The sequence below is a fragment of the Aporhodopirellula aestuarii genome, assembly GCF_023701485.1.
GTDB lineage: Bacteria > Planctomycetota > Planctomycetia > Pirellulales > Pirellulaceae > Rhodopirellula > Rhodopirellula aestuarii.
Genome location: NZ_JAMQBK010000036.1, coordinates 124,712 through 135,563 on the forward strand (window position 1 = coordinate 124,712; position 10,852 = coordinate 135,563).

Genomic DNA, 10,852 nt, shown 5'->3' on the forward strand with positions numbered 1-10,852 from the left:
GGTTTGTTCATTAATTGAGAATTCGGAAATCCGGTAGGATGGGTTTCCGAACGAGGATTTGCGGCTACTGCTCCGAATGGGGCAAGGGTTATACTGACGGCCACTTCTCCTTCTTGTCTCGATCGCAAGCAATCTTTCTATGACTACTTACTTCGCTCCATCTCTGTTCCGAGCCAGCATGCTGTTGTTGGTCGGAGGACTTGCCTTTCCGTGTCACGCTGAGAATTGGGGACACTGGCGGGGACCCGATGGGAACGCGGTCTCCGATTCCGCGAATCCACCGACGCAGTTCAATCATTCGGAAAATCTGCGTTGGAAGACACCCATTCCGGGACGTGGTTCGGGTTCGCCGATCGTGTGGGGCGACGACGTCTTTGTCGTTTCCGCGATCCCCGTATCCGGAGGTGAGATTCCCAAACACCAATTTGTGCTGTTCTGCTTCAATCGAAAAACGGGAGGGGAACGGTGGCGACGTGTTGCCGTCGAAGCAACACCTCACCAGGAGACTCACTCGACCAACGGATTCGCGTCTGCATCACCCGTCACGGACGGCAACTACGTTTATGCTTCGTTCGGTTCACGGGGTTTGTACTGCTACACGATGACGGGCGATCTCGTATGGAAACGCACCGACTTTCCACCGATGACAACTCGCAATGGATTTGGTGAAGGCAGTTCGCCAACGCTCGTCGGTAATCGTTTGATTATGCCGTGGGATCATGAAGGACAATCCAAGCTGTATTCGCTCGACAGTTCGACCGGGGCGACGATTTGGGAAATCAATCGTGATGAACCGACGAACTGGGCAACGCCCTTGGTGGTCGAACACCTTGGGCAGTTAGAGATCATCATGAACGGAGAGAATTTCGCCCGGGCGTATGACTTCGAGTCGGGGGCAGAATTATGGCGATGCGCCGGGCAAACCCAACGCCCGGCGGCTTCTCCGGTATACCGAAACGGCGTCGTCTACATCGCCAGCGGATTTCGTGGCTCGTATTTGGGGGCGTTCCGCGTCGCCGGGCGGGGCGATTTACAGGGCACCGCCAATGTTCTCTGGACGATCGAACGTGACACTCCTGATATCGCGTCGCCGTTGCTCTCCGAGGATCGGTTGTATTTTTACAAAGCGAGAGCTGGATTACTCACCTGTGTGGATGCGACCAGCGGAAAGCCGCACTACAACGCTCAGCGGATCCGGGGGCTCGACAATATCTACGCGTCACCGGTCGCCGCAGGTGGTCATGTCTACCTCTCCGATCGTGATGGCACGGTGGTTGTGATTAAGGATTCACCACGCCTCGAAATCGTTGCCACCAATGAATTGGGAGAAACGATCGACGCGACGCCCGCGCCCGTCGATGAAGAGCTTTTCATTCGGGGCGAGAAACACTTGTTTTGTTTTTCACGGTAACCGTCACGAGAGCCGACGCGAGGCGCATGTGACCGTCGCGGCGAGAGCGGAGACACACGCTGTCGCGGCATAAAAAATCCCGCGGGAACTTTGGTTCCAGCGGGATGAGTCGTTTGGCGATGAGGTTCGGCTTGGACCGCGAACCCCCGTTCAACAATTGTGAGGACTAGATGCCAGCGTCGGTTGCGGGCAACTTCTCTCCTTTGATCTTTTCAGCGAACGTGCTTCCATCGCTGCTCTTCTCTGCGCCCGCCTTCTTGAAGCCTTCGAGGATCTTCGCTTTGGCTTCCTCGGGATTGTCTTTGAGGTATTCCTTGGGGAAGTCTTCCGCGTCGAGGAATTTTCCAACCGCGATGCCGTACTCGTTGCGGACTTCGTCTTTATCTTTGCCCTTCACGTGGCAGATATAGCAATTCGCCTTTTTGACTTCTTTCTTGAAGTCATCCGAGGCGTCGGATTCCATTACTTCTGCTTTGAACTGTTTGCCGAATTCGCTGATCGCGAAGGATGGGGTCGTCAGGCAGACGAAGAGGCCGAACATGAGAGCCAAACGTTTCATCGAGTTTTTCCTGGGTTGAATCGGTGGGTAAAGAAGGTGGGAGCCACGATCAGGGTTACTTTTCGCTGCCCTATTAAAATCGCTGAGGGGGGCCAAAGTCAAATGATCACATATTTTATGATCAAAAAAATCCCGGCCCAGGTTCTCAAATCGGCGTTTGCCCTCTAGGGGGCCTCGTTGAACGAGAAATCCAATGTTCGCTGCATTGGGAGTTTAGGCAAGCTTTTTTCTTGGAATCCAGCGAACAAGGAGCCGTCCTGACGGAAATCGGCCGGTACCAAGCGGCTGACCGAAATCGAGTCCGGCAGCGGTTGCGACCAGCGGACCACCCACCGTGGAGTTCTTTCATCGGCCCAAACCGGCTGATTCACGATTAAATCATTCAACGTTGTTGTGGTTTTTTGGCCGGATTGGTCGCGAACGACGAACAATGGATCGCTCAGCGTGGTGTCGGCTTCATAGGCGTTGGAGGCGCCGCGGATTCGTAACCAGGACTGATCTTCGTCTTCGCGTGAAATTCCCGTGATTTCCACATGAGGAACTCCGCGGTCGACCACAAAAACGCTTTCTTCCGCCTGACGCTCGATTGCGACCGGATACGGCGAGCTCACCCCCAATCGCATCGCCAGTAGTCCCCGGGGGACATAGGCGGTGAGTCGCTGCAGCGATAAGCGTATCGAGCCGGATTTGGGTTGCGGGCGTTGAACCGATCCGCCCGTTTCGATCATCCGCCGCGACACCGCGAGCAATCCGTTCTCCCACAGCAGTTGCAGTTCCGCGGCGATATCCATCCTCAACATTGATATCTGTCCCCGAACGATCACGTTGTACAACTCGATAGAAATCAGCGGCAACGGATTCGCGGGGCTAGTGGACGTACGTGTCGGACGCGTGCCACGTACCTCCGATGAATCTGTGTCCGTCACGATATTGAAAGCATGAATTTCATCGCGACGTGACGGGTTGTCGATTGTGATCGAACAGTCCGTCAATCGGACTTGCCGGTTATCGTTCATGGCAAGCATCGAGCCACCATCGGTCTCGCTCGCCGGGACGGTCCAGTACAGGTGCACGTCGACGAGATCAATCCGATTGGACCCGATCGTCAACATGTCGCTGCGTTGCATGTCGACTTCGCGATTCGACGTAAACACGATCGCCGTTCCGCCTGGTACCGAAGATGCGATTACCAGGTCATCCTCATCGACCACGACCGGGCCACTGGCCAGCATCGGTGTGTCGATGTCGATTTGTTCGACTTGGTGGCGGCGGGCTAACTCCAACGCATCGGCAAGCGACGTCGTCAGCACCACGCCATCCATTTCCGCACTCTCGCGAATCGACATGCTCTGCATCGCTTCGGCGGTGACGATCCGGACCAGGTGTGGAGGATCTAAGATCGTGGTGCGCTCGGTTTGATCGACAGTCGTCGAGCGGTCGGTGTCATTACCGCTGAGTGCGACCGGCGAACTGTCGTTGTCGCGAACATCCATGCCGGAGAAGGATGGCACGCGGGGCGATAACGCGACGTCGCCTGTTTCATCCAGCTCGATATCGGAACCGACCGGTAACGGGAAATTCTGCAAGCTTGGTGGGTCGCCCGGCAATCGATTCATACCTGTTCGACGCGTGTCAGACGCGGTGATGGGATTAGTACTCGTTGCCACGCTCGTCGGGGGTGGAGTCAGCTCTGGGATGCCGCGGGAACCGTTGGGGTTAAACCCGGGTAAAACGTCAACGACGGAAGGGGAGTTTGGGCCGAGCGTGGGAGCGGTCAGTGGCGGTTGTGGTCCCATGATCGGGAGTCGTGGGCCGGCGCTGGGGTCGACGCTCTCTCGCGACCCCGGTAGTCCAGGTCCCGGCAAATTGGTTCCCGTATTTCCCGCGGAGGGGGATACTCCGATCGTCGCCCCGAATTCGGTCGTCGGGGCATTCAGACTGCCGCCGTCTGGGTTGCCAAGTGATGCGCCGGAGTTGATCGGTGACGGAAATCCGATGGCCTCGTCGTTGGTCGATGGGGTGAAGTCGGGATTGCGGTAGCCAGGTGTTTCCAGCGTGCCGAAAGCACCTCGAGGCAGTGCGTCGCGGGTGCGTTCGATGCTGCTCGCCGCATTGAGGACGGGAACCGATTCCAGTGCGTCGGGCGGAACCGTTGTTGCCAATTGTGAGTTGAATTCGCGGCGCTCCTGCCATGAGACCATTTCCAACGCGACCACGCTGATGAACAACACTGACGCGGCGACGACCCAAGGCAGGTGACGAAGGATCCGGCGCAGCATCGCGTTGTCGCCTTCCACCGTGACGACGTCCACACCGCGGCTGCGACGAAGGTTTTCACGCAGGGCCAACTCACGCAAGTCAGCGATCAAGCTCTGTGAGTCTTGATAACGTTGGTCCGGTTGCTTGGCCAGCATCTTCCGGATGATCGCGGCGAGATCGTCGCTGGCTTCGTCGCATTGTTCGCGGATGTCAGGGATTGCCGCGTTGCCGTGGTTGAGCAGTTTTTGCAGCATCGTGCCACCGGGATACGGCGGCGACCCGGTGAGCATGTAAAAGAACGTGCAGCCAAGCGAGTACAGGTCGCTGCGGATGTCGGCCAGCCGAGGATCGTGAGCTTGTTCGGGTGAAATGTAATCAAACGTGCCGAGGGTCACGCCGCTGGCGGTCATGTCCTCACTCGTGTCGAAGCTCTCCGATCGGGCCAAACCCATGTCGACGAGTTTGATCGAGCTTTCTTCCGTCACGACGACGTTGGATGGTTTGATATCGCGGTGCACGATTCCACGACGCGAGGCATGACCGATCGCCTCGGCGACCTGGCAGGTGTAATACACGGCATCGTCGAGCGACAGCGGCCCGTTATTGGAGACGATGTCACGAATATTGCGACCGTCGATGTATTCGAAAACGATGTAGTACCAAGGACCATCGTTACCGACTTCGAACACGCGAGCGATCAGCGGGTGATCCAGCTTCGCGGCACTTTGGGCTTCGTTGCGGAATCGCCGTTGCAGATCCGGGTCGCCGGCGGCAAAGGGGACCACCTTGACCGCCACGGTTCGACCGAGTCGTTCGTCCACCGCTCGGAAAACGGCACCCATGCCGCCCCCGCCGATCTGTTCGAGTAACTCGAAGTGGTTCAGCCGTTGACCTTGCAGGTCCCTGGTCAGCGATGCGGGGGTATGGTGCGAGGGGCCCCGTAGCGAGCCGCTTCCGGAACCCCGAGAAGGCGGTTCGCCGCCGGCGCTTCCACCAGTGCCCGAATCCCCTCGTCGGGCCGATCCCTCATCGGGGTAGGCTCCGCCAGGGAACGCCGCGAGCGGGTCTTGGCGAATCACGGTCTCCGCCGCTTCGAGCTCCTGTTCGTTGATCGCCGGTGGATCTGTGGACGCACCCTCTCCGGTCGACTCGGCGCGGTGCACCGTCGAAGCTTCTGGTCGGATTGCGGAAGAGGGGTCCATGCGGCCGTGCACGTGGAAGCGGGAGAAGAGAAGAAGCGTTCCGTCACCAATCGCAGACTAATCTCGTTGCCGTGTTCTGGCAAGAAATCAGGCCATGCTCATTATAGAACGCGTAAAGGCGGCGAACGTTCTTCCGAATTTCTTGTTTGAGCCGCTAACTCAGATAATTTTTGCAGCGCGTCACGCCCGACGGTACCGAGATCAACCGTCCATTCGTTCACGTATAAGTCCACATGTTGCATCAAAACGGCGTCCTCCATCGCCTGAGCGTACCTCCGCATCGCCGGCAGGGCGGAGTCAGGATTCTCCCGTGAGACCGCCAGGGACCGCGAGATCACGTCGCTGGCCCGCCGCATCACGTCCGAATCGTGTTCCACTCGCATGACCAGCCCCCCCAGTGGCAGAGGGCAATTGGTGGCGGATTCCCATAATTCCCCCAAATCGGCGACGCTGTGCAGTCCCGCCTGCATGAAAGTGAATCGCCCTTCGTGGATGCAAACGCCAAAATCCGCGGTTCCGGCGGAGAGCCGGGGCATGATTTCCGAAAACACCACGTGCTCGACGGCGGTGGTGTTGGGATAGAACAGGTCAAACAGCAATTTTGCGGTGGTGTGCTCGCCCGGGCAAAGCGTCAATTGCCCGGTTTTTCCGTCCGGTTTCGCTTGTGGCGTCGTTCCAGGCTGAGCTGCTAATAACAGCGGCCCGACACCAAACCCGAGTGCCGAACCCACCGGCAGCACCACGATTTCATCCGTCAGCGAAAGGGCCGCGTGAAAACTCGTTTTTGCGACGTCGAATTGCCCGCTCATCAATCCCTGATTGAGTTGATCGATGTCGAGCAAATCGATCTCGAATTCGAATCCGCCGGTGTCGACACGTCCTTCGAGCAACGCTGCAAACGCGAACGTGTCGTTAGGGCAAGTCGAAATGGCCAGGTGCAGTTTTTGCCCCGATCCGACGCGGATTCGATCGCTCATGCGTCGGCATCGGCCATGCCGAGCACGTCGAACATGTTGTAGAGACCTGCCGGCATGGGCCCGCCATCATTGCCCCGCATCAGCCATTTGGCGGCCGCGAGTGCCCCCGACGCGTAGCAGTCACGGTTGCTAGCAGCGACGTTGAGTTCGATCTTTTCTCCCAGCATCCCGAACACGATCGTGTGTTCACCGGGGTTATCGCCGACGCGAATCGCGTGGTAACCGATTTCGTTCCGGGAGCGTTGGCCGGTGTGCCCTTCTCGCCCGTGGACATGTTTGACGGGATCATCGGCATTCATGGCGTCAGCGATCAGTTCGCCAAACTTCAATGCCGTGCCGCTGGGCGCGTCCGCCTTGAAGCGGTGATGTCGCTCGAGAATCTCGATGTCCACGCCACCGGCGACGTCACGCAGTGCCTTGGTGATCTGCTGAGCCATCCGCATCGACAAATTCACGGCCAACGACATGCTCGGCGCCCACACGATCGGAATCGTCTGGGCCGCTTCGGCGAGCGATTCCTTTTGCTGATCGCTCAGCCCCGTGGTGGCGACGACGAGCGGGCAGGCGGCCGAGACGCACCGAGCCACGCAAGCGTCGAACGCCTCGGGTAGGGAGAAATCGATCACGACTTCGGCTTTTTCCGGCCAATCGGCGGAAACGGGCACGTCGAGCGACCTGACTCCGGCAACGACGCCAGCGTCTTGGCCGATTTTGGGGTGGCTGGAATGATCGATCGCCCCGACCACCGTGAATCCTGAGGTGTCGTCAACGGTGTCCGCGCCGCTCGCCAAAGCGACCACGCGTTGTCCCATTCGTCCGGCGGCCCCGTGGACCGCGAGTTTGATTGTGTTGTTCATGGCCGAAATTTACTCTTCGTTCGGCGTTTCGCCCAGCACCATGCTGGTACGGGTCGAGGCTCTGAGAACCAGGTCGTCCTGCATCACGGCTTTGAACGTTGTTTCCTCATGTGCTCACCACCCGTTTCCGATGTGGGGTGGCTGCTAGTGAGCTTGGTGAAAGAAACGCTAGTGAAAGAAACCCAGCTGAAAGAAACCCAGAGGACGTTGATTGCTTTAGTGCCTTTTTTAGCGGAACGGCGCAAACCGTCCGGTCCCGTGTCACCGGACCGGACGGCTTGCGCCGTTCCGCTACATTTGAAATCCTTCAGTAATACAATCGACGTCCCGAGGGTTTGCACCTCATTAGCCGAGTACGAAAAAATTCTTTCTCAGTGTAAGATACGTCGATGTTATCGATCCTCCAGCAAATATCCGTCACCTGCTTCACCGCCAGTTATCTCGTTGTCCTGGCCATCGAACTGCTCCGGCTGTTAGGTCGGCGGTTGCCGGGCCGTGGACTGGCGGGGGTGATCATGATGCTGGTCGGGATCTTTACCCACGTTGTTTATTTGTCGCTGCGAGCGACGATGGTCGACCCCGAGTCCCCCGCGGGTGCTGAAATCGGTCGATTGGCGACGTGGACGGATTGGTCGTTGATGGTCGCTCTCGGATTGGCGATCGCGTATCTGATCCTGTACTTGCGTCGACCTGATACCGTCGTCGGTTATTTCTTTTTGCCGGCGATACTTGCGATGATCGCATTGGCGATGTCGGTTCGCCACTTACCCGCTTTTGACCGCAGCGAAGCGACCGCGTTTTGGCGAAACGTCCATGCGATCTCGATGATGATCGGATCCGCTGCCGTGCTGTTCGGGTTTCTCGCCGGTGCGATGTACATGGTCCAGTCATGGCGGCTGAAACACAAACGGGCCGGATCGGCGCTTCGTTTGCCAACCCTTGAAACGTTGCAGAATCTAAATCGTCGCTGTCTCGTCGTCAGCACGGTCGCGGTTGGGGGCGGTCTGGTTTCCGGCGTCGTCATGAACCTCAACCGTTGGGGCGAGATTCCGTGGACGAACCGTGGCATCCTGCTTTCCGGGCTACTCTTTGTTTGGTTGGCGTCGGCGACCGCGGTCGAATATCTGTACGCACCGGCGAGCCGGGGACGCAAAGTCGCTTACTTAACGTTGGCGAGTTTCGGTTTCCTCGTGCTGGCGATGTCGGGCGTGTTAACGACGTCGCACGGTGGCGGGGCTACCGAGAGTGAGGTATCACCCGAGCCGAGTGCCTTGCCGCAGGCTTCCGAGATGATGGAAACCCCGGGGGTGAACTCAAAAGGGACACAGACATCTTTTGTGTTCCAGGCTGTGTCGGCGAGCCAGCCGCAGCGGGGTGTCGCATGACCCTGCAAATGATCGGATGTTCGCATCATGACGCCGCGGTGGAAATTCGCGAGCAATTGTCGTTTTCGGCCGAACAATCCGAGCTGGCGTTGTCGCAGTTCGGTGAACGGTTTGACGGTGCCGAATTGGTCGTCTTGTCGACTTGCAATCGTGTCGAACTCTACGCCGCGGGTGGACCGTTTGGGTCGGGGTTGGTGCCCAACGCGGGGGCATCGGGATCGCTCTCGATTTCTGAGGTGCGCAAGTCCCTGATCGATTTCGTAAGCGAATGCTTAGAGAAACCCGCCGATTTCGTCGCCGAGCACATGGCCGTCCGCCAAGGACGCGATGCGGTAGATCATCTGTTTCTCGTCGCGGCGAGTTTGGACAGCATGGTGGTGGGCGAAGCCCAGATTTTGTCGCAGGTCAAACAGGCTTACGATTTGTCGAACCTCGCCGGGGCGACCGGACCGGTCACGCATGCGGCATTCCAAGCCGCTAACCGCGCGGCCAAACGCGTGCAAACCGAAACGACGATTCATCGTCGCCGGCTGAGCGTTCCGAGCGTTGCCGTCGGTGAAGTCGTCCCGGAAGTGTTCGAGACGCTGCGAGGCAAACGCATTGTCGTGTGCGGCGCCGGTGAGATGGCCGAGGAGACGCTGCGTTATCTTAAGAACGGCGGCGGCGATAACATCTGCATCGTCAATCGTGGACAGGAGCGTGCTGCCGCTTTGGCGGGCTTGTTTGAGGCTGAAACCAAACCGCTCGAAGACTTGCCTCAAGAGGTCATTGCCGCCGACCTGCTCATCGGAACCACGTCCGCCGAAGAACCACTCGTCGACGCGACAACGTTTGCCCACCTGAACGCTCAGCGAGCGGGACGCGTCCTGTTGGTCCTCGACCTTGCCGTGCCACGCGATTTCGACCCTGTGATCGGTGACGAACCGGGCGTGTATCTGTATCAGATCGACGATCTTCAAGCGGCGTGCAATCGCAACCGCCGCGAGCGTGAAAAACAGTGGCCCAAGGCGAAGAAGATTCTCGATGAAGAAGTCGATCGCTTCTTTGAATCGTTGCAGCATCGTGCCACCGGTCCCGTCATCCGCCGTCTCCGTGAACGTGCCGATCAAGTCAAAACGGCCGAATTGCAGCGACTGCTCGACAAACTCAACGGTTCCACCGACGCGGCCATGACCAAAGAAATCGAAAAGTCGTTTGATCGGCTGACCAACAAATTACTCCATCCCCCCATGGCCTCGTTGCGAGATGACGCCGCCACCGGACACTCCCGTGGTCTGCTCGAAGCCTTGCGTCATTTGTTTAATCTCGGCGATGATCCTTGACGTCGTGACGCGTTTCCACTCGTTGATTGGATTCACTCATCGAGGTGCTCTTTCGCGAGCCCGTTTGCCGGTCCTGAATATTCCCACTTTGCCTGTTCCCCTTCCGGAGTCCGTCCCGTGTGCTGTATCCCTACCCGATTTCTCGTGATCACTGCTTTTGCATTTGTCTGCATGCTGTCCTGCGGTGTGGACGTTCACGCTCAAGAGTCCGCCGCACAGGGTGCGGAAACAACCGAAGCCCCGCGATCACTCCAGGGTGGTGAAGTTCGCACGCTGTTCGACGGAGAGACGCTCGATGGTTGGCGTGGACGTGATGATTTGTGGGCGGTGGAAGAGGGGATGATCGTCGGGCGAACGTCCGCAGATGACCCGATCCGCAAGAACACATTCTTGATTCTCAATGATGAGGTTTCAGGTGATTTCGAGTTGACGTTGCAGTACAAGATCGAGGGCGGTAACTCGGGTATTCAATATCACAGCGTCGTGCTCGACGAAGAGGCGTTTGTCGTCTCGGGGTACCAAGCTGATATCGATTTTGCGAATCGCTTTGCGGGAATCCTCTACGAGGAACGAGGACGCGGTATCCTCGCGCTGCGTGGGCAAAGCGTTGTCGTGACCGACGAAGGCAAGAAGGAAGTGGAAACGTTTGCTGATGCGGTCGAACTCGGCAACGGCATCCATCCGGGAGAATGGAACGACTACCGCGTCGTCGTCCGTGGTAACCAACGTGAACACTACATCAATGAAACCCTGACAATGAAGTTGATCGATCGTCAGAGTGAAAAGTCGCGTGACTCGGGCGTCATCGCATTGCAATTGCATCAAGGACCCGCGATGACCGTTCGATTCAAAAACATCACAATGCGGCAGTGGAAATAAC

General features: G+C 58.0%; 8 protein-coding genes. 4 read left to right on the top strand and 4 right to left on the bottom strand.

Features of this window, described 5'->3' with window-relative positions:
• The first annotated feature begins 139 nt into the window (after nucleotides 1-139).
• Complete coding sequence (locus NB063_RS13925) at nucleotides 140-1,411, top strand: outer membrane protein assembly factor BamB family protein (RefSeq protein WP_250929341.1); 1,272 nt, start codon at nucleotides 140-142, stop codon at nucleotides 1,409-1,411.
• 166 nt (nucleotides 1,412-1,577) lie between these two features.
• Here the strand turns inward: NB063_RS13925 and NB063_RS13930 are convergent, their stop codons facing one another.
• The 4 genes from NB063_RS13930 to dapB form a co-directional block, all read right to left on the bottom strand.
• The gene (locus NB063_RS13930; protein ID WP_250929342.1) at nucleotides 1,578-1,970 is read right to left on the bottom strand and encodes a hypothetical protein; all 393 of its coding nucleotides are present in this window, start codon (nucleotides 1,968-1,970) and stop codon (nucleotides 1,578-1,580) included.
• A 164-nt stretch (nucleotides 1,971-2,134) separates the two neighbouring features.
• Entirely contained in the window at nucleotides 2,135-5,431 is a 3,297-nt protein-coding gene (locus NB063_RS13935; RefSeq protein WP_250929343.1) for a serine/threonine-protein kinase, read from the bottom strand.
• Nucleotides 5,432-5,532: 101 nt separating this feature from the next.
• Nucleotides 5,533-6,408, bottom strand: a complete 876-nt coding sequence (locus NB063_RS13940) for a 1,4-dihydroxy-6-naphthoate synthase (protein WP_250929344.1) — start codon at nucleotides 6,406-6,408, stop codon at nucleotides 5,533-5,535.
• The gene (gene dapB / locus NB063_RS13945) at nucleotides 6,405-7,265 is read right to left on the bottom strand and encodes a 4-hydroxy-tetrahydrodipicolinate reductase (protein WP_250929345.1); all 861 of its coding nucleotides are present in this window, start codon (nucleotides 7,263-7,265) and stop codon (nucleotides 6,405-6,407) included. The genes NB063_RS13940 and dapB overlap by 4 nt, the downstream gene beginning before the upstream one ends.
• A gap of 389 nt (nucleotides 7,266-7,654) precedes the next feature.
• Here dapB and NB063_RS13950 point away from each other — a divergent pair, with 389 nt between their 5' ends.
• From NB063_RS13950 to NB063_RS13960, 3 genes are all read left to right on the top strand, one after another.
• Nucleotides 7,655-8,650, top strand: a complete 996-nt coding sequence (locus NB063_RS13950) for a cytochrome C assembly protein (RefSeq protein WP_250929346.1) — start codon at nucleotides 7,655-7,657, stop codon at nucleotides 8,648-8,650.
• Entirely contained in the window at nucleotides 8,647-9,972 is a 1,326-nt protein-coding gene (gene hemA / locus NB063_RS13955) for a glutamyl-tRNA reductase (RefSeq protein ID WP_250929347.1), read from the top strand. The genes NB063_RS13950 and hemA overlap by 4 nt, the downstream gene beginning before the upstream one ends.
• A gap of 144 nt (nucleotides 9,973-10,116) precedes the next feature.
• A complete protein-coding gene (locus tag NB063_RS13960) occupies nucleotides 10,117-10,851 on the top strand; it encodes a 3-keto-disaccharide hydrolase (protein WP_250929348.1) in 735 nt (244 codons plus the stop codon).
• Nucleotide 10,852 lies beyond the last annotated feature (1 nt).

Excerpts from the sequence above, each read along its gene's own strand:
- NB063_RS13925 (WP_250929341.1), top strand. The coding sequence starts at position 140 with ATGACTACTTACTTCGCTCCATCTCTGTTCCGAGCCAGCATGCTGTTG.
- NB063_RS13930 (WP_250929342.1), bottom strand. The coding sequence starts at position 1,970 with ATGAAACGTTTGGCTCTCATGTTCGGCCTCTTCGTCTGCCTGACGACC.
- NB063_RS13935 (WP_250929343.1), bottom strand. The coding sequence starts at position 5,431 with ATGGACCCCTCTTCCGCAATCCGACCAGAAGCTTCGACGGTGCACCGC.
- NB063_RS13940 (WP_250929344.1), bottom strand. The coding sequence starts at position 6,408 with ATGAGCGATCGAATCCGCGTCGGATCGGGGCAAAAACTGCACCTGGCC.
- dapB (WP_250929345.1), bottom strand. The coding sequence starts at position 7,265 with ATGAACAACACAATCAAACTCGCGGTCCACGGGGCCGCCGGACGAATG.
- NB063_RS13950 (WP_250929346.1), top strand. The coding sequence starts at position 7,655 with ATGTTATCGATCCTCCAGCAAATATCCGTCACCTGCTTCACCGCCAGT.
- hemA (WP_250929347.1), top strand. The coding sequence starts at position 8,647 with ATGACCCTGCAAATGATCGGATGTTCGCATCATGACGCCGCGGTGGAA.